The organism is Maribacter caenipelagi (assembly GCF_004364175.1).
GTDB lineage: Bacteria > Bacteroidota > Bacteroidia > Flavobacteriales > Flavobacteriaceae > Maribacter > Maribacter caenipelagi.
In genome coordinates this window covers 358,754-376,256 of the sequence record NZ_SNZW01000011.1, presented here as the reverse complement: position 1 = coordinate 376,256, position 17,503 = coordinate 358,754, and the positions used below count along the sequence as shown (strand labels likewise).

Below are 17,503 nucleotides of genomic sequence, written 5' to 3'. Positions count from 1 at the left end.
AGAAATTGTTATAGTTATGGTCTAATCTTATTTCGTTTTTGAGCTTCAAGTGCAACAGTAATGTTTTCATTTAACCCATCTTTATCTTGCATAAATTGCGAAGCGACCATTAAGACCACAATAAATAATGCTAACATTATACCGCACTTTTTCACGTCAAATTTATTTATAACATACTGAAGTTCTTTGCTAAAGATAATTTTAAGCTGAAAAAGCAAATGTCTATATTGTATAACCTGTTCCATTTTATGTATAATCGGAAAATGAATTTCAGGCATATTTAATAAAATTGTTTATTTGTAGTCTTTTTCTTTATTAATGTAAGTATTTAATAAAAATTAACACCTTTAGCGCTTTATATACCGATTACACTAATATTTCTTCCATTGATACAAATTAGCAATTGAAAACAACGCAAAAGCTTATTTTTTCATAACTTCCTAACTTGATACCAGATTTTATATGTTACAAGCTGTAATAGTTGATGATGAAATTAAAGCCCTTCAGAGCTTAACATGGGAGCTTACTAATTTCAGCGATGAAATCAATGTTATCGCCTCATTTACGAACCCCAATGAAGCACTTTCTTACTTAGAAAAAAATACTCCAGACTGCCTCTTTTTAGATATCGAAATGCCCACTATGGACGGTTTTCAGTTTATTAGAAAACTCACCAATAAGAATTTCCCTGTTGTTATCACTACCGCTTATAATCAATATGCACTAAAAGCTATAAAAAGTCAGGCTTTAGATTATCTGTTAAAACCGATTGATACCGATGATCTAGAAGAGACTATTGTCAAAATAAAAAAATTTAATAGCAAGAATTTTTCTGTTGAAAAATTAGAAAAAGCACTCTTAAATTATAACTCAAGATCATTACATAAACGTATTACATTAAACACCGATGGTAAATTATTGTTTTTAGAGAGTGATGAGATTCTCTATGCAGAATCTGACGGTAATTACAGTACCATATTTTTAACCGACGGTCAAAAAATAGTACTTACCAAAAAACTAAAGGAGGTTAACGAATTGCTTCCGGCAGATTCTTTTTTTAGAATTCACAATTCATATATCATCAATTTGAATAAAATAAAAGAATTCTTAAAAACAGATGGTTATGTGGTGCTAAAATCAAATCACAAAATACCTGTCTCAAGACAAAAAAAATCTGATTTCTTAGACATGTTGTAGCATACTAAAAAGCTATTCTCGTATAAATCTTAAGCATATTTTAAATATTATAGTGTATAAATTCAAGTTCAAAATTCTATTTTTTCTTCTGTATACTTTAGTACCTCAACACCATAGTTACTCTCAAGATATACCAGAAAATTTAAAAGAAATAGTAGATAGCCTGCTATCCAAACCTCCACGAGAATATAAAAAAATACATTCGACCTTAGCAATATTTAGTAATGATAGTATTGCTTTGCGCTACATTGAAAACAAGTCAACAACTAACAAGTATCTTTTAGGTGAAGCTTACGCATTAAACCAACTAGGAACTCTCTATCGTGACTTGACTTTATACCCAAAAGCACTAGATCTTTACCAAGATGCCTTAAATATATCTGTTGAAGCCAATAATATTGAGCTCAGGGTACATAGTCTAAATATGCTAAGTACCGTATATAGACGTACTGATGCTATAAAATCTGCATTAGACTATAGTCAAGAAGCATTAGAATTGGCAGAAACTGTTAGCGAACCTAATAACCATTTAAAAAGAAGCATTAGTGAATCTCTAAACAGTATCGGCGGAATATATCAAATGCTAGAACAATATAACTTGGCCATTGAGAAATATAAAAGGTCGATGATTCTTCAAAAAGAATTGGACGACAAACAAGGACTTGCCATTAGCCATCAAAATTTAGGCGAGAGCTATGAATACCAAGGAGAGCTTAAACCTGCTTTAAAAAACTTCAGAAAAGCACTTGTTTACAATGAAATTATTGATTCTAACCGCGGAAAAATAATATGTAATTATAGTATAGCACATGTATATGTTCACATGGGCAAAATCGAAGAAGCAATTTCTATTTTAGAAAACAATCTATTAAAAGCCATCTCTATTGCAGACCAAAAAATCATAACCACTATTTATATAAACCTAGGATGGTCATTGATACGTTTGGGCAATTACGACGCAGCAGAAACCAATCTAGAGGCTGGTTTAAGTTTAGCAATATCAAATGGACTAAATGCAGAAATATCAGAAGCTAATAAATTCTTATCCGAGCTTTGGATCAAGCGAGACGATTACCAGAAAGGTATGCAATACTTTAAGGAATCTAAAAAGTACGAAGAACGCATTACCAACTCTCTTAATCTACGGTATGTAAATGATATGATTTTACGGTACGAATCTCAAATGAGAGCGAACCAATTAGAGCGATTAGCAGAAGAAAATGAATCTGTACGTTTAAAGTTAAAGAAAAATAGGACCATGCTAATTATCATTGGTGTCTTCTTAATTCTACTTATTGGCATTTTATATATTCTATACAGACAGAGTCAATTAAATGCCGAGAAAAAACTTTTGACATTAGAGCAAAGTATGTTACGAAGTCAAATGAATCCTCATTTTTTATTCAATTCCCTAAACTCGATTAAACTATACATTATTAATAATGAGAAAAAGAATGCTGTTCATTATCTAAATAAATTTTCAAAATTGGTACGTAAAATTCTTGAAGCATCGTCTCAACGAGAAATTTCTTTGGCAGAAGAGTTAGAAACGGTAGCACTGTATATGAATATTGAAAACATTAGATTTTCAAATGAAATCAATTTTAATATTGATATCAAAGACGACATAGACACCCACAATATTAAAGTACCATCTCTAATTCTACAGCCATTTTTAGAAAATGCCTTATGGCATGGTCTATCTTCTAAAGATGGAGCGAAAAATATAGATTTAGATGTTAAAAAAGGTAAAAGCGGGTTTATTGAAATAATCATTACTGACAATGGTGTGGGTAGAAATGCTGCCGAAAGAATAAAGGATAGCAAGGTTCTTAAGAGAAAGTCGGTAGGTATTGATATTACCAAAGAGCGACTAGCAAATTTTTCTCGTGATTTTGAAAATTTTTTTCATGTAGATATCATTGATAAGTTTGACGATGATACCAACCCAATAGGTACACAGATAGTAATATATATACCTACTATTTAAGATGCTCTTTAGCAACCTCTTCTAATTCGCCATACCACACTTCGCCAAATTTTCTAATTAAAGCTTCTTTAACGAATTTATAAATAGGCACTTTTAACTCATCACCTAAAGCACATGCTGGATCACAAATTTGCCATTTATGATAGTTAACTGCTGTTAGCTCGGTATACTCTCGCACTCTTATTGGGTACAAATGACAAGAGACAGGTTTTTTCCAGTTAATTTCGCCTTGGTTATACGCTTCTTCTATACCACATTTAGCTATCTTCTTTTCATCGAAAAAAACATAGGCACATTCACTTCCATTTACTAAAGGGGTTTCCCACTCACCATCTTCACCCTTAACAAAAGCACCTTGTTCTTCAATTACAGCGATACCTTCGGGTCTTAGAAAAGGTTTGACTTTTGCGTAGATATCGACCATAATCTCGGTTTCTGAATCTTCTACTGGGGCACCGGCTTCGCCATCTACACAGCAACCACCTTTACACGCACTAAGGTTGCAAACAAAATCGTTTTCTATGATCTCTTCAGATACTATGGTTTTCCCTAATTGAAACATGACCTAATTTAAAGGACGCAAGATACATTTTTTAAAAAGTAATGGTCCCAGAAAATTTTAAGAATAAACGTCTAAGTGCATATTTATAAACGTAAATTTGCAAAAAATTTGAAGTATGGAGTTTCATTTTGATTTAAGGGAGATTGCAACCGCTAGTATGGTATTGTTTGCCGTTATTGATATTTTGGGCAGTATTCCCATTATAATTGGCTTGAGAAAAAAGGTCGGACATATTCAGTCTGAGAAAGCATCTGTTGTGGCTGCGGTTATAATGGTCGCATTTTTATTTCTTGGTGAAGAAATTTTAAATCTTATTGGCATTGATGTAAATTCATTTGCCGTAGCCGGGGCCTTCATTATTTTCTTTTTAGCTATTGAAATGATATTGGGCATCACTTTATATAAAGATGACGAACCCGAAAGTGCTTCTATTGTACCTATAGCCTTTCCGTTAATTGCGGGTGCAGGTACCCTTACTTCTTTGCTTTCTTTAAGAGCAGAGTACTTTGTTGAAAATATTATAGTAGCCATTATAGTTAATATCGTTTTCGTTTTCATTGTACTTAAATCATCTGTGAAAATCGAAAAAATGCTCGGTAAAAACGGAGTAAATGTAATTAGAAAGGTATTTGGAGTAATTCTAATGGCAATTGCTGTTAAATTATTCGCAGCTAATATTAATGAGCTTTTCTAGCCCGTAAGAAGGTTGTATTTTTATAAAAATAAGTTTATGAGCAAGACATTATCCATAATTTTCATAGTAATTGCAATAGCGCTTATAGCCTACAATGTAACTCTAGTGAATTTTGCCGACCCTTTTGAGAAGAATAGTACGATAGCATTAATTGGAATAATGGCGTCGTTATGTGCCATTGTGCTTCTTTTGGTATTCGTTACCAGTAGAAAAATTCAAGATAAAATTAATAAGGATTAATTATTGGCTTTAATCTCGCCAAGTTCTTATTGCAGAATTCCACCACCATCTAATTCTAATACCTTTTGCAGCATAAGATCTTCATCTGCCTTAATTTTGGCGTGTATGTTGGTATTGAATAATTGTTCTGCGATATTAGCTTTCAAGTAGCGTTTAATGCTCTGCTCGTAATCATAGAAATTCATTCTTAGATTTCTATCTACCGAATACTGTACAAATCTTTCGAAGAGAATATCGTCAACTTTGAAATCGTTCACAAATTCTTCTTGGGTATATTGAGCATACCTTTCTCGATCCTCGTCTAAGTGTTCAAATACAAAAAAGGACAAGAAACCTAGATTATCCATACTCTCAACAGCTTCCTCTTCATTGCTTCCTATGGGAACAAATACATCAGGAATAATACCTCCACCACCATAAACAACTTTTCCTTTCGGAGTTACAAATTTTAGTGAATCTGCAACTTTAATACTATCTACAGAAATCATTTCTCCACTATGGAATCTATCTGTAAAACGCTGGTAGTAATCTTTGGTTCCGTTAGCATAAGTTTTTTGAATACTTCTACCTGTAGGTGTGTAATATCTAGAAACCGTAAGTCTAACTGCGGAGCCATCACCTAAAGCCATTTCTCGCTGTACCAAACCTTTACCGAAAGAGCGACGACCCACAATAGTACCAATATCATTGTCTTGCAAGGCACCTGCTACAATTTCACTTGCAGAGGCAGATCTTTCGTTTATTAAAACATAAATAGGTTTATCTTCAAAACTACCTTCATCTGTAGCAAAACTCTTATTGATTTTTCCTTTTTTATTTTTAGTAAACAAAATAAGTTTACCATCTTCTAAAAACTCATCTGCCATTTCTTCTGCCATACCTAAATAACCACCAGGATTATCTCGCAGGTCAAGTACTAACTTTTTAGCACCTCGTTTTTGTAATTTTACCAAGGCATCTTTAAACTCTTTATAAGTGGACTCAGCAAAGCGATTAACTTTAATATAGCCTATATCCCTGTTAAGCATATAAAATGCATCGACACTTTTCAAAGGAACAATGCCACGCTTTACCTTTACATTAAATGTTCTGTTTTCTGCTTTTCTAAATACGGTAAGATCAATAGATGTACCTTCTTGACCTTTTAATTTCTCTACAATAACTTCACTCGGAAAATCTTTACCATACAGCGTATCGTTATCTGCCATTAGAATTCGATCACCTGGTAAAATTCCTTTCACGAAACTTGGTCCGTCTTTGACTGTTTTTATGACAGCAATAGTATCGTGATAAGAGTAAAAGTTAATACCGATACCAACGAAATCTCCCTTCATATTCTCGGTCACGCCAGACATTTCTTTTTCAGAAATATATACAGAATGCGGGTCGAGTTTTTCAAGAATACTGTTAACAGTAACATCAACGATACTATCGGTATTTACATCATCTACATATTCATAGTCAATGTAATCTATAAGTCTGTTGAGTTTGTCTTTTTTAGAATTTGTAGAAAAAAGACGTTCTGGAGAGTCGTTAAAATTCAGTTTTCCGCCTATAAAAAACCCTAATGCAAGCGCAATAGCGATAATTAAAGGAAATAGAGCACTGTATTTTTTATTCATCATTAATGTAAACGTTAGATAGTAACATTTATTTCTGGCATATGTTGTAATTCAACCCCTGCTTTTGCTAAAAATTGTAATCCTGAATCATCTTTATATCCTACTTGATACACTACACGTTTAATGCCAGACTGATGAATTAACTTACTACATTCTCTGCAAGGCGATAACGTAATGTATAAAGTAGCTCCTTGGCAAGATTGTGTAGAACTTGCTACTTTTAAAATAGCATTGGCCTCGGCATGCAAAACATACCATTTCGTGTACCCGTCCTCATCTTCGCAATAATTTTCGAATCCGGTTGGTGTACCATTATATCCATCAGAGATAATCATTCTATCTTTAACAATAATTGCACCTACCTGTTTTCTTTTACATGAAGACAATTTTCCCCATTCTTTAGCCATTCTTAAATAGGCCCTATCATATTTTAATTGTTTCTCTTTCTTCATTTACAATACGCTTTATTAAGCACCTAACCCTAAGGTAGCTGCTTTGATCAGTACCGACAATATCTTAGGGTAAACTTTAACAATCTAAAAAGGAAATGTTTCATAAAGTAGTGGTAGTGTTATTAATATGATTAATATACTGCCTACCATAACAAATAAACTTTGTTTTACCTTAAATATGGTTTGAACCACATATGCCAACATCAATACCAGCAAAACAATAACTACTTGAGATATTTCAATACCACCGGCAAAACCTAATAATGGCGCCAGCTTATCTTCTTCTCCCATAATCATCATTTTAAAATAATTTGAGAATCCGAAGCCATGTACTAGTCCAAAAATACCGGTCGCCAATACGTGAAACCAGATGTTTCTATTTTCTTTTTGGTCATTACTGTCGACTATATTGAATAGTGCAGTACTTACAATAGTCACAGGTATCAAAAATTCTATCCAGCTTACTTCTATGACAATAATCTCGTATACAGAAAAAACCAAGGCCAAACAATGTGTAAAGGTGAAAACGGTAGCTAAAAGCAAAACATTCTTCCAACTTTTAAACGTGAATGGAAGTGCAAGTGCCGTTAAAAACAATATGTGATCATATGCATTTATGTCTAAAACATGATGCAGACCTAATTCTATATAAAACCAAAATTCTTGCATGCTTCTATTTTAAAATAATTTTATTCTAATTTAATCCGCGTTCTTTTTGAATAGTCTCATAAGCTGCTTGTACTTGCTTAAACTTTTCTTCTGCACCTTTCTTAATGGCTTCATCTTTGGTATTCACCCTGTCTGGATGATATTTTTTAGCCATCTCTCGGTAGGCCTTTTTAACTTCTGCATCTGTTGCAGATTTTTCAACATCTAAAATTTTATACGAGTTGTTCGCTGATTTCACGAACATGGCTTTTATACTTTCAAATTCATTGAGCGAAACTCTAAGGTAACCAGCTATTTCTCGAATTTTTTGAATTTCGAGATTACTAATACTACCATCTGCCTGAGCGATACCGAATAAAAAGTGCAATAACTGTAAACGAACCTCATAACGGGTGCGTTGTGCCAAAAACGTACAAACGTTTTGAGCAGATATTTTTCCTTTTTTATTTATTTCATTAAAACTTCTAAAAATAGCATTCGCCTTGTCTTTACCATAGGTACTTACAAAATACTGACGCACATAATCCATTTCGGACTGACTCACTTGTCCGTCTGCCTTAATAACAAGAGAACATAACGATAGTAAGTTCAGCTCAAAATCTGCTGCGGTTACATTTGGTCGTGTATAATCTTCAAACACACTACGCGCGCTACCTTTACTAGGTCCAAAAAAATTATCTATAATACTACCGGCAAAGAACCCCAAAACCGCTCCAGATAAACCTCTTAAAAAAAAGCCGACTACAGCCCCTAACCATTTAATCATGTCGTATTCTCAATTTTGCCAAAGATAAAATATTACCATCAGAAAGTTAGGCCAATGAAAAGTTAAGGTCTGAAGCACTGCTGCGACTAATTGATTATCTTTGTAATAGTTTAATTAAAACAATAACAATATGTACCCTGCGGAATTAGTAAAACCAATGAGAGATGATCTGGCCTCTGCCGGATTTGAAGAATTATATACAGCAGATGCAGTAGCAAATGCCATCAATAAAGAAGGAACAACTTTAGTAGTTGTTAACTCTGTTTGTGGTTGTGCAGCGGCAAACGCAAGACCTGCGGCTAAAATGAGCTTGCAGAACGATAAAAAACCAGATTTTGCAGTAACTGTATTCGCTGGTGTAGACAAAGAAGCTGTTGATGCGGCTAGAAACCTTATGGTTCCTTTCCCTCCTTCTTCTCCTTCTATGGCTTTATTCAAAAATGGCGAATTAGTTCATATGATAGAACGTCACCATATTGAAGGTAGACCAGCTGAAATGATTGCTCAGAATTTAGCACAGGCTTACGACGAGTTTTGCTAGATTTTATAGCTTAAGCTATATTCTAATAAAATAATAGGATTAAAAAACCGCTCTAATTGAGCGGTTTTTTATTTTTGTAGAATGCAGAAATTGCTTTCTTACATTATTACCCCCTTTTTTTTCGTGGCATTTGGGCTGTGCCTCCTTATTTTTCATCCTATTCAATGGATCGGGTTTAAGATATTTGGTTACAGCGGACTCAAACCATCTGTTAGCAAACTGAACTTTTGCTTAATGCGTAGTACGAACATTTTAGGTACGACCTATCGCTTTACAAATAATTATGATTTACCCACAGATAGGCCTTTGATCATTGTTACCAATCATCAAAGTATGTACGATATACCACCGCTTATTTGGTATATGCGTAAACACCACCCAAAATTTGTAAGTAAGAAAGAATTAGGAAAGGGCATACCGAGTGTATCTTTTAACCTTGTTCATGGGGGTTCTGTACTTATTGATAGAAACGATGGCAAATCGGCAATAATGGAAATAGGAAAATTAGGCACCTATATTGAAGAACATAAAAGAAGTGCCGTAATTTTTCCGGAAGGAACAAGAAGTAGAGATGGTCACCCAAAGCCATTTAAACCGATGGGACTTAAAATGCTTCTTAAAAAGGCTCCTTCTGCATTGATTGTTCCTATTAGTATCAATAATTCATGGAAATTGGTTCGCTTCGGGCAATTTCCTATGGGATTAGGTGCCAAGGTTCGATTAGAGGTACAACAGCCTATTGAGAACAAGGGCAATCTTGATGAACTAGTAAAACAAATTGAAGCATCCGTAGTTAGCGGCGTAAACTCCTTTAAATGACCGACTCAGAAATAGTAGAAGAAACCATCATTTTCGTCAAAGAAACGTTACAAAATGCAGAAGGCGGGCACGATTGGTTTCATATACAGCGGGTATTTAATAACAGTATGTTAATTGCAAAAGATGAAGATGGCCTAAACTTATTGGTCGTTAGTCTAGGTGCACTTTTACATGATATTGCAGATGCTAAATTTAATGATGGCGATGAATCTTTAGGCCCAAAAATGGCAGAGAACTTTTTGTTAAGTCTGGGTGTACCTAAAAGTACCATAAACCACGTAACCAATATTATCAAATACAGTTCGTTTAAAGCCGGTTTAACCGATGACAAGATGAAGAAGAAGTTATTCTCATCTAAAGAGCTTAAAGTAGTACAAGATGCCGACCGCTTAGATGCCATAGGTGCCATTGGCATAGCCCGTGCATTTAACTATGGCGGATTTAAAAATAGAGCCCTCTACGACCCAAGTATAGCTCCAAATCTAGAAATGACAAAAGAAGAGTATAAAAAATCTGAAGCACCTACATTAAATCATTTCTATGAAAAGCTCTTATTGCTTAAAGATAAAATGAACACAGAAACAGGAAAGCGATTGGCTGAAGAAAGACACCAATACATGATTGATTTTTTAGAGCAATTTTATCAAGAATGGAATCCTTTAAAAAAATTGAGTTGAGTTTATAGAACATTCAACAACATAGAACCATTAAAAAAGGGTCTTAACTTACGTTAAGACCCTTTTTACATTTTATATATTTTCTACTATTTCTGTGGCAACTCTCTAGTTAACCAACCACTTCTGCTTGCTGTTACAATGGCATAAGGTGTGATCCAGAAAAGACCAAAAGTGAAAAGCACACTGTAAGAATACGCCCATATAGACTCTGAAAAAGAATATCTTTTTGCATAAAATAGTACTGGAAAAGTTGATAAAACCAATATACTTACGAAAGTAGAACTTAAGAATAATAATGGATGTGTAACTACGAATACCAACATAAATAATACAAATGGGTAACATAATACGATTCTTGAGAATTGGCTAAAGAACAATAATCTTGTACCTGTTTTTGGACCCTTTCTAAAGTTTTTAAATACGTATTTAGACATTTGAATATTCTCACGTACATTACTTCTACCCCATCTAATGAACATTTTGTAAAGTCCCTTATATTTTTCAGGAACATTAGTATATGCAAAAGCATTTCTTTGGAATAAAACGTGAAAACCTTGCTTTAAGATCATATTCGTCATAGCTCTATCTTCACCTATATCTGATGCTTGACCCATAAATGTTTGATTGATCCACGCATCTAAACAGCCAAAAACCGCAGTGGCTCTATAAGCTGCTAAAGCACCAGGAGTACATAAGACAGAATTTAATGTACTTTCAGAAGAACGTACAAACTCAAAACTAAGTGCAAAACTTACGTCTAGCATTTTAGGTAGAATCTTGTCATTATTTAATACACGAATGTTACCCGCAACAGCACCACAGTTTTCATCAATGATAAACGGACTAACTAAATTTCTTAAGGTGTCTTTATCTACTATTGAATCGCTATCAACGGTTACGAATATCTCACCTGTACCTTCATTAAAACCTCTGTACAATGCGTGACGTTTACCCATGTTCTTTGGCTGCTGACAAATAGAAACTCTATCGCCTAATTCTTTTTTGGCTTCAAGCATCCAGTTCCAAGTATCATCTTTACTACCATCATCAATAGCCAACAATTGAATTTTTTCTTCTGGGTAATCGCTTTCAGCTAAACTCTTTAACGTTGCCCATACTTGTTTACCTTCATTATATGCAGGTACAATAACTGTAACCGTTGGTAATTCTTTGTCAGAAACAGAAGGTATTGCCTTGTATTTTAAAAATCTTAAAAAGGTGTAAATAAAGAAACTCAATTTAAACACAAAAAAAGCAGCGGCTACGATCATAAAAATTAAACCGATCATCGTGCTTCTTCTCTCCAAATGTAGTTCAGTAAAGTCGTTTTGTAATATGTAAGCTAAATAAGCTGAACCAAACATTAGCACGAATGTGCTACCCATTACAAAAATACCCCATGCATTGGCATTTTCAATTAGATGTTTAAGTCTTGAAAAGAAAGACTTCTTTTCCGTTTTTTCTGTATTGTTCTTTAATGTTTTCATTTCGTTTTTGGTAGTATTCTTGGTTTTCAGAAATAGTTCTCGTATTTATTTCTTCTCCCTATCTACGCTTAGAAGTATCTTTTGGACTTTATTTTAACAAAACTTTCTAAAGAATAATTTCACCTATAACTATTGCACTCTTTTTAAAATTCATCTGCTAATTTAAAACCCTAAATTTTTGACTTATTTACAATATTTACCTCGTTTTCATACAGTTAGTCCGATCATTTAACAGCCAATCATTTTTAACCTATATTTAAACATCTAAAATAAATTTCTCATGAAATACGCTTTTCTATTGTTATTGTTCACCATTACTTCTGGCTTCGCACAAACAGATGAAGAGGCTATTATTTTACTTTTAGAGAAAGAATCTTCTGCATGGCGTTCAGGTGATTTAGAAACACATGCTTCATGCTGGTCAATTCAACCCTATAGTAGAATCTTTGTTTCTATGGCAGATGGAAATAGTATGGATGTACCACCGGCAATGATGATCAATCCTCCAGAACACTTGGTTGGTAAAGGGGGGACATCTAAAAATTCTAATTATAAGATGAATATAAGTGGCAATCACGCTTGGGTTACTCATGATGAAGAATCTACCAATACTGAAGGAATAACCAATTATACTTATGAAATGCGGATTCTAGAAAAAATTGATGGTAGCTGGAAACTCGTAGGACAATCGATACACCCGAGAAAAACAGAATAAAAATCCACGGCCTCGAACCAAGCATACGGGGTATTCTTCTGAACAATTATTTTATTTTTCGATTTAAGCGAAGGTGAACTAAATCCTTATGAGAAATTAAAATAATTTCAATTGTCCATCTTTATAAGCTTCGTGCAAAGTAGTATTTAGTTTTGGAAATGTTTTGCCTTTAAAATATTTACGCTTTGCCAAACATACCATATCATGTATTTGCGTGGCTATTATACCTTCACCTCTGCTTCTTAAACCAAACCTACTATCGTTTAATCTACCACCATGGCATTCTTGTATTTGATGCAATACCTTCTCTGCTTTGTCGGGTAACGTTTTACGGATCCAGTCTGTAAAAATCTCACCTATTGCCCCATTTAATCTTACTACGGTAAATGCCATAGATAGCGCACCATTCTCTGATACCGCCTTTGCCAAATTCAAAATCTCGTGACTATTAATACCTGGTATAATTGGTGCTAGCATTGCATTTACCGGAATTCCATTTTTAGATAATACCCGAATAGCTTCTAACCTCTTCTTTATAGTGGTGGTTCTAGGCTCGAGAATTCTTCTAGTTTCTTCCGATAGCGATGTAACCGAAATATTAACGCCAATTAACCCATGTTCATTCAATTTCTTAAGGATATCCAAATCACGTAAAATCAAGGCATTTTTGGTTATGATACCTACTGGATGTCGGTATTTCAAAAAAATCTCTAAACATTTTCTTGTCAACTGAAATTCTTGTTCGGCAGGTTGATAGCAATCAGTATTCCCAGAAAGCACAATAGTAGTGGGCTTCCAGCTTTTACTTCTCAATTTAGCTTCTAACAGTTTAGGCGCATTGTGTTTTACCAGTATTTTACGCTCAAAATCCAGCCCTGCACTATAGCCCCAAAATTCATGTGCATTTCTAGCATAACAATAAATACAACCATGCTCACAACCTTGATACATGTTCATTGAATAACTCATACCCACATCTGGACTAGTGACTTTGTTCACTATTGTTTTAGAAAAAACAGGAAGGTATTGGGTCTTATTTCTATCGGCAACTTCCCCTTCTACACGGCAAAACTCGAGAAAATCATCTCTTGTTTCATAACTATATGTAGAAAATTTATTACCGGTATTTTTTTGGGCACCTCTTCCTTTTACCGAAGAATTAGAATTCATTAAAAATAGGATTTATTCCAAATTTATGGAAATAATCCTAAACATAAATTTATTTAACACCCACTTGAACCAATTGTTTTTTGGTTCCTCTTTTAGCGTAAAACACTAATTCATGGTTCTGGCGATCAATGTAGGGTACAGATACCATTAGCGGTAAACGAGCTTCGGTATCATCAATAACTTTGTCGTATTTCATATGTCCGTTTTCATCCAATCGAATTAAGAACACATTTCTATTTCTACTTAATCCTTGCTTGAACATAATACGATCATCGCTCAGTTGTTGAGGATTCTCTGCAGACGTACTTATAAAAAAGTATGTAGTATTGTTTTTGGTATACGAGCTATAAGATGCATAAGCACCATCGCCTTGTGTAACTTCCGTTTTATTGATATTTCGAGCCCAAAGCAAATCTCCTGTTGGGCTTAATTTCGCACTAATAATATCATTATGGTGATATCTAGTAACCATAACACGCCCGCCGCTTGAATTAGATTGTACACTGTTACTTGTAAAATATTCTTCGGCATTAAATAGAATGTTGCCCTCTTCGGTAAAATCCATTCCTTTGAACACTAAATCTTTTATTGCCTTATCCTCCTCTCTACCAAACTTATCCATCATAAATTGATCTGAAAACTGGTTAAATTTTTCAGTCTTCATTTCTAAAGATTTCGGGTCTAAGTTGAAATAAGAAATTCCGTTATATCGATTATCTTTTCTATCCGCATAAAATCCGATACAAAGCAATTCGTCTTCTCTAAAAATAGGTTTCAAAGCTTCAGGAAATTTACCCGGAGTATAAAAAGACTGTACACTTCTGCTATTGTTCGAAATTCGAACCATTTCATATTGAAACTTACGCTCTGTAGCATTAAAACGTTTCTTTTTAAAATATGCCTTACCTACCAAATACACATTTTGTAAATCTTTAGAAAAGGCTATATTTTCAAATGCATAGTTCTTTTCCTCAACCTCATCAGAAAAATCATGCTCCACTAACTTATTCAAATTTGTATTGAACACATGAATTAAATGTTGATCGACCTTTCTTTTCTTATAATGCGTAGTTATGGCAAAAGCCGATTTATCATCGTTAAATAAAATAGATGTAGTAAACCCAGACGTGAAATTGCGGTTATAAAAATTTCTGTCTAAAGGCTGCTCTACAGGGTCAGATGCTATAGATAAAATAGTCTCTTTGGTAAACTGAAATTGTGAAAATGGACTTCTATGCACCTCATACTGGTAACTCTTGTTTTTGTAACTATATTCTAAAAACAACAAATATACTTGACCATTACGCACGTAAGCGTCTATAAAGTTGGCATCTTTCAACTTATAATTGTATTCAGAAACGAGCTCTAAATCTTTGTTGTAATGTTCAATAAAATAGCCTTTAGGTCTTAATATAACACCTGTATAATAGGCACGAACTACAACAGTACCCTCGTTACCATCATCTGCGATGGCAAGCATGTTAGAGTACCTATATTTATCATGGAATTTTTCACCAATGGTGTATGATACAAGTTCTTCTTGAGCGAAAGAACTAACTACATTAATAATGAACAAGAATAAGAATGCGCTACGTTTAAACATAACCAGTTTGGTTTATGTCATGAACCCGGAAAATTTGCCTTTCTTTTTTCTAAAAATGCGCTGGTACCTTCGGCAAAATCATCTGTTCCAAAACAGGCACCGAAAGCCTCAATTTCCTGCTCATAACCATTTACAGTATTCTTAAAACCAGCATTTACTGCTTTTATTGCATAAGCAATGGCTACAGATGAATTATTGGTTATTTTAGATATAATTTTATGGCATAACGACAATAATTCTTCTTGAGTAGTAACGTGGTTTACCAAACCATAAGCATGTGCTTGTTCTGCAGTAATCATACCTGCAGTCATAATCATTTCCATAGCTCTGCCTTTACCAACCAACTGCGGTAAACGTTGTGTACCTCCATAACCGGGTATAACACCTAAAGAAACTTCTGGAAGTCCCATTTTAGCATTATCACTTGCTACTCTAAAATGACAGGCCATTGCTAATTCTAATCCGCCACCCAGCGCAAAACCATTTACAGCGGCAATAACGGGCGTATCTAATTTCTCTACAAAATCGAATAACTGTTTTTGACCTTTCGCAGCTAATTTCTTTCCTTCCTTTTCGCTGAAATCAGAAAACTCTGAAATATCTGCACCCGCTACGAATGCCTTTTCTCCACTACCGGTTAAAATGATAGCTTTTACATTTTTATCTTTTTGTAAATCTTTAAAAGCTTCATGTAATTCACCTATGGTTTCTTTGTTTAAAGCATTTAATTTATTCGGACGATTAATCGTTACAATTGCCGTTGTTGCTTCTCTATCTATAAGAATTGTATTGTATGACATAGTTGTTGATTTGTTGATTATGTATTCTCTTTCGGAAACTTAACACAGAAGACCGTACCCTTACCTAAATGAGATGTAAAGTTGATAGTTCCTTTATAAGTTTCCACAATATTTTTTACCATTCCTAAACCTAATCCCATACCGCTAGTTTTTGTAGTAAATTTCGGTTCAAAAATTTTTTCTTCATTATCCTTTTCAATACCATGACCATTATCTGCCACTGATATTTTAACCATATCACCTTCTGATGCTACACTGACCAAAACTCTAGGCGATGCAACATCTGGTACTGCTTGTATAGCATTTTTAACCAAATTAGTAACTACACGTATTAACTGCGTCCGGTCTAATTTCGCAATAATCTCCTCTTCATCGGCTATGAAATGTATATAATCTTCATTGAAGATATCTATTGCCAATTTTACAATTTTGACCACATTTAAGGTTTCGTTCTGCTGCGCGGGCATTTCAGCAAAATTTGAGAAGGCAGAGGCTATGCTACTCATGGTATCTATTTGCTGAATTAAGGTATTAGAATATTCCTTTAATTTTTCATGAATCTGAGGGTCGCTAGGATCAAATTTACGCTCAAAACTCTGTACTGTCAATCGCATAGGCGTTAGCGGATTTTTGATTTCATGTGCCACTTGTTTTGCCATTTCACGCCATGCCTGTTCACGCTCGCTACGCGCTAATTTTACAGCACTTTGACCAAGCTCATCTATCATACCATTATACGCCGCAATTAGCTTTTCTATCTCTTCGCCAGGGTTGTCTATATAAATCTTTTTATTCTGTTTGCTCAAGTTTGTTTTCCCCATCATGGTAGAAATCGTTTCTAAAGATCGGGTAATATATTTCGATATAAAAAATGCAAAAGCAATCGCCATGAGCAACATCAATAAATACACTCCAGATAACCGAAATAAAAACTCTTTTAATTCATAATCATTGAATGAATTATCTTCGAAATAAGGTAGATTAAGAATACCAATAGGTTTAAATTTTTGGTCTGCGATATAAGAGAAAGATGCCTTGTATTTATCTCCTGCCAAAGCGTTTTCGCGTACATAATGCTTATTAGGACTAATTTCCAATTTATTCAAGACCTCAGCATCTAAACACATTGAAATAGAGTCATTGGCAAATTTCGGGCGTGAACTTTTTATAAGTTCCCCGTCTAAGCTGTAGATATTGAAATTCATGTTTTGCACCACTGCAATCTCATAAATCTCATTTTTAAAAATAAGGTCTAGGTTTTCTGTAGTAACCGGATACGTCGTTTTCTGAATCGCAAGGTCAATACTTTGCCGTATTTGCTCCTCTTTACGTTCCATTCTATTCTCATGGTAATCTTTAGATTGCTCACGGTATTGATAGACTGTAACACCAGCAATCAAAACCGATGCGATAAGCACCAAAAATATCATGGATAAGAAAATGCGTGACCGTAAAGATACTCTCGTTAACAAGATTCTACTATTTCGTCTAAAGTTAGC

Annotated in this window: 19 protein-coding genes; 8 read left to right on the top strand and 11 right to left on the bottom strand. The window is 34.2% G+C overall.

The genetic code is table 11. The annotated features are described in order from the left end of the window. Positions 1–14: 14 nt before the first annotated feature. The gene (locus DFQ03_RS19130) at positions 15–137 is read right to left on the bottom strand and encodes a hypothetical protein (protein ID WP_262711549.1); all 123 of its coding nucleotides are present in this window, start codon (positions 135–137) and stop codon (positions 15–17) included. 325 nt (positions 138–462) lie between these two features. On the opposite strand from DFQ03_RS19130, the gene DFQ03_RS02460 reads away from it, so the two are divergent. Together DFQ03_RS02460 and DFQ03_RS02455 are read left to right on the top strand one after the other, a co-directional pair. Further along, on the top strand, positions 463–1,197 hold the full coding sequence (locus DFQ03_RS02460) for a LytR/AlgR family response regulator transcription factor (protein WP_133671441.1): 735 nt from the start codon (positions 463–465) through the stop codon (positions 1,195–1,197). A gap of 52 nt (positions 1,198–1,249) precedes the next feature. After that, positions 1,250–3,187 carry a tetratricopeptide repeat-containing sensor histidine kinase gene (locus DFQ03_RS02455; RefSeq protein ID WP_243834396.1) on the top strand — a complete coding sequence of 646 codons (1,938 nt, stop codon included), beginning with the start codon at positions 1,250–1,252 and terminating at the stop codon, positions 3,185–3,187. Here the strand turns inward: DFQ03_RS02455 and DFQ03_RS02450 are convergent. Continuing rightward, a complete protein-coding gene (locus tag DFQ03_RS02450) occupies positions 3,180–3,749 on the bottom strand; it encodes a DUF3109 family protein (protein ID WP_133671440.1) in 570 nt (189 codons plus the stop codon). The genes DFQ03_RS02455 and DFQ03_RS02450 overlap by 8 nt on opposite strands. Positions 3,750–3,864: 115 nt before the next feature. Between DFQ03_RS02450 and DFQ03_RS02445 the strand changes: the two genes are divergently transcribed. Beyond that, entirely contained in the window at positions 3,865–4,443 is a 579-nt protein-coding gene (locus DFQ03_RS02445; RefSeq protein WP_133671439.1) for a MarC family protein, read from the top strand. A 36-nt stretch (positions 4,444–4,479) separates the two neighbouring features. Beyond that, positions 4,480–4,683 (top strand): hypothetical protein, encoded by a 204-nt coding sequence (locus DFQ03_RS02440; RefSeq protein ID WP_133671438.1) that lies wholly within the window; start codon positions 4,480–4,482, stop codon positions 4,681–4,683. 26 nt (positions 4,684–4,709) lie between these two features. Here DFQ03_RS02440 and DFQ03_RS02435 read toward each other — a convergent pair whose 3' ends face one another. The 4 genes from DFQ03_RS02435 to DFQ03_RS02420 form a co-directional block, all read right to left on the bottom strand. Beyond that, positions 4,710–6,305 carry a S41 family peptidase gene (locus tag DFQ03_RS02435; protein WP_133671939.1) on the bottom strand — a complete coding sequence of 532 codons (1,596 nt, stop codon included), beginning with the start codon at positions 6,303–6,305 and terminating at the stop codon, positions 4,710–4,712. Between the two features lie 14 nt (positions 6,306–6,319). After that, entirely contained in the window at positions 6,320–6,757 is a 438-nt protein-coding gene (locus DFQ03_RS02430; RefSeq protein WP_133671437.1) for a deoxycytidylate deaminase, read from the bottom strand. An 84-nt stretch (positions 6,758–6,841) separates the two neighbouring features. Next, entirely contained in the window at positions 6,842–7,426 is a 585-nt protein-coding gene (locus tag DFQ03_RS02425; RefSeq protein WP_133671436.1) for a HupE/UreJ family protein, read from the bottom strand. Between the two features lie 25 nt (positions 7,427–7,451). After that, a complete protein-coding gene (locus DFQ03_RS02420; protein ID WP_133671435.1) occupies positions 7,452–8,192 on the bottom strand; it encodes a TerB family tellurite resistance protein in 741 nt (246 codons plus the stop codon). A 130-nt stretch (positions 8,193–8,322) separates the two neighbouring features. Here DFQ03_RS02420 and DFQ03_RS02415 point away from each other — a divergent pair, with 130 nt between their 5' ends. The 3 genes from DFQ03_RS02415 to DFQ03_RS02405 all read left to right on the top strand — a co-directional run bounded on the left by DFQ03_RS02415 (position 8,323) and on the right by DFQ03_RS02405 (position 10,229). Then, positions 8,323–8,733, top strand: coding sequence for a BrxA/BrxB family bacilliredoxin (locus DFQ03_RS02415; protein ID WP_027065332.1), 411 nt, complete (start codon positions 8,323–8,325; stop codon positions 8,731–8,733). 234 nt (positions 8,734–8,967) lie between these two features. Then, on the top strand, positions 8,968–9,552 hold the full coding sequence (locus DFQ03_RS02410) for a lysophospholipid acyltransferase family protein (RefSeq protein ID WP_317128152.1): 585 nt from the start codon (positions 8,968–8,970) through the stop codon (positions 9,550–9,552). Beyond that, positions 9,549–10,229 carry an HD domain-containing protein gene (locus DFQ03_RS02405; protein WP_133671433.1) on the top strand — a complete coding sequence of 227 codons (681 nt, stop codon included), beginning with the start codon at positions 9,549–9,551 and terminating at the stop codon, positions 10,227–10,229. The genes DFQ03_RS02410 and DFQ03_RS02405 overlap by 4 nt, the downstream gene beginning before the upstream one ends. A gap of 86 nt (positions 10,230–10,315) precedes the next feature. Here DFQ03_RS02405 and DFQ03_RS02400 read toward each other — a convergent pair whose 3' ends face one another. Further along, positions 10,316–11,716 (bottom strand): glycosyltransferase, encoded by a 1,401-nt coding sequence (locus tag DFQ03_RS02400; protein WP_133671432.1) that lies wholly within the window; start codon positions 11,714–11,716, stop codon positions 10,316–10,318. Positions 11,717–11,996: 280 nt separating this feature from the next. Between DFQ03_RS02400 and DFQ03_RS02395 the strand changes: the two genes are divergently transcribed. Then, positions 11,997–12,431: an endo-arabinase gene (locus DFQ03_RS02395; RefSeq protein WP_133671431.1), complete on the top strand. Its 435-nt coding sequence runs from the start codon at positions 11,997–11,999 to the stop codon at positions 12,429–12,431. A gap of 96 nt (positions 12,432–12,527) precedes the next feature. Here the strand turns inward: DFQ03_RS02395 and DFQ03_RS02390 are convergent, their stop codons facing one another. Genes DFQ03_RS02390 through DFQ03_RS02375 form a run of 4 tightly spaced genes read right to left on the bottom strand, consistent with a single transcriptional unit; the run spans position 12,528 to position 17,434 of the window. Then, complete coding sequence (locus DFQ03_RS02390; protein ID WP_133671430.1) at positions 12,528–13,601, bottom strand: PA0069 family radical SAM protein; 1,074 nt, start codon at positions 13,599–13,601, stop codon at positions 12,528–12,530. Between the two features lie 49 nt (positions 13,602–13,650). Next, complete coding sequence (locus tag DFQ03_RS02385; RefSeq protein WP_133671429.1) at positions 13,651–15,204, bottom strand: hypothetical protein; 1,554 nt, start codon at positions 15,202–15,204, stop codon at positions 13,651–13,653. Positions 15,205–15,221: 17 nt separating this feature from the next. Next, on the bottom strand, positions 15,222–16,004 hold the full coding sequence (locus tag DFQ03_RS02380) for an enoyl-CoA hydratase/isomerase family protein (protein WP_133671428.1): 783 nt from the start codon (positions 16,002–16,004) through the stop codon (positions 15,222–15,224). A 17-nt stretch (positions 16,005–16,021) separates the two neighbouring features. Beyond that, positions 16,022–17,434 (bottom strand): ATP-binding protein, encoded by a 1,413-nt coding sequence (locus tag DFQ03_RS02375; RefSeq protein WP_133671427.1) that lies wholly within the window; start codon positions 17,432–17,434, stop codon positions 16,022–16,024. Positions 17,435–17,503: the final 69 nt, after the last annotated feature.

What these genes read in the sequence shown, in the direction of transcription:
- DFQ03_RS19130 (WP_262711549.1), bottom strand. Translation starts at nt 137, where the DNA reads ATGTTAGCATTATTTATTGTGGTCTTAATGGTCGCTTCGCAATTTATG.
- DFQ03_RS02460 (WP_133671441.1), top strand. Translation starts at nt 463, where the DNA reads ATGTTACAAGCTGTAATAGTTGATGATGAAATTAAAGCCCTTCAGAGC.
- DFQ03_RS02450 (WP_133671440.1), bottom strand. Translation starts at nt 3,749, where the DNA reads ATGTTTCAATTAGGGAAAACCATAGTATCTGAAGAGATCATAGAAAAC.
- DFQ03_RS02445 (WP_133671439.1), top strand. Translation starts at nt 3,865, where the DNA reads ATGGAGTTTCATTTTGATTTAAGGGAGATTGCAACCGCTAGTATGGTA.
- DFQ03_RS02440 (WP_133671438.1), top strand. Translation starts at nt 4,480, where the DNA reads ATGAGCAAGACATTATCCATAATTTTCATAGTAATTGCAATAGCGCTT.
- DFQ03_RS02435 (WP_133671939.1), bottom strand. Translation starts at nt 6,305, where the DNA reads ATGAATAAAAAATACAGTGCTCTATTTCCTTTAATTATCGCTATTGCG.
- DFQ03_RS02430 (WP_133671437.1), bottom strand. Translation starts at nt 6,757, where the DNA reads ATGAAGAAAGAGAAACAATTAAAATATGATAGGGCCTATTTAAGAATG.
- DFQ03_RS02425 (WP_133671436.1), bottom strand. Translation starts at nt 7,426, where the DNA reads ATGCAAGAATTTTGGTTTTATATAGAATTAGGTCTGCATCATGTTTTA.
- DFQ03_RS02420 (WP_133671435.1), bottom strand. Translation starts at nt 8,192, where the DNA reads ATGATTAAATGGTTAGGGGCTGTAGTCGGCTTTTTTTTAAGAGGTTTA.
- DFQ03_RS02415 (WP_027065332.1), top strand. Translation starts at nt 8,323, where the DNA reads ATGTACCCTGCGGAATTAGTAAAACCAATGAGAGATGATCTGGCCTCT.
- DFQ03_RS02410 (WP_317128152.1), top strand. Translation starts at nt 8,968, where the DNA reads ATGCGTAGTACGAACATTTTAGGTACGACCTATCGCTTTACAAATAAT.
- DFQ03_RS02405 (WP_133671433.1), top strand. Translation starts at nt 9,549, where the DNA reads ATGACCGACTCAGAAATAGTAGAAGAAACCATCATTTTCGTCAAAGAA.
- DFQ03_RS02400 (WP_133671432.1), bottom strand. Translation starts at nt 11,716, where the DNA reads ATGAAAACATTAAAGAACAATACAGAAAAAACGGAAAAGAAGTCTTTC.
- DFQ03_RS02395 (WP_133671431.1), top strand. Translation starts at nt 11,997, where the DNA reads ATGAAATACGCTTTTCTATTGTTATTGTTCACCATTACTTCTGGCTTC.
- DFQ03_RS02390 (WP_133671430.1), bottom strand. Translation starts at nt 13,601, where the DNA reads ATGAATTCTAATTCTTCGGTAAAAGGAAGAGGTGCCCAAAAAAATACC.
- DFQ03_RS02385 (WP_133671429.1), bottom strand. Translation starts at nt 15,204, where the DNA reads ATGTTTAAACGTAGCGCATTCTTATTCTTGTTCATTATTAATGTAGTT.
- DFQ03_RS02380 (WP_133671428.1), bottom strand. Translation starts at nt 16,004, where the DNA reads ATGTCATACAATACAATTCTTATAGATAGAGAAGCAACAACGGCAATT.
- DFQ03_RS02375 (WP_133671427.1), bottom strand. Translation starts at nt 17,434, where the DNA reads ATGATATTTTTGGTGCTTATCGCATCGGTTTTGATTGCTGGTGTTACA.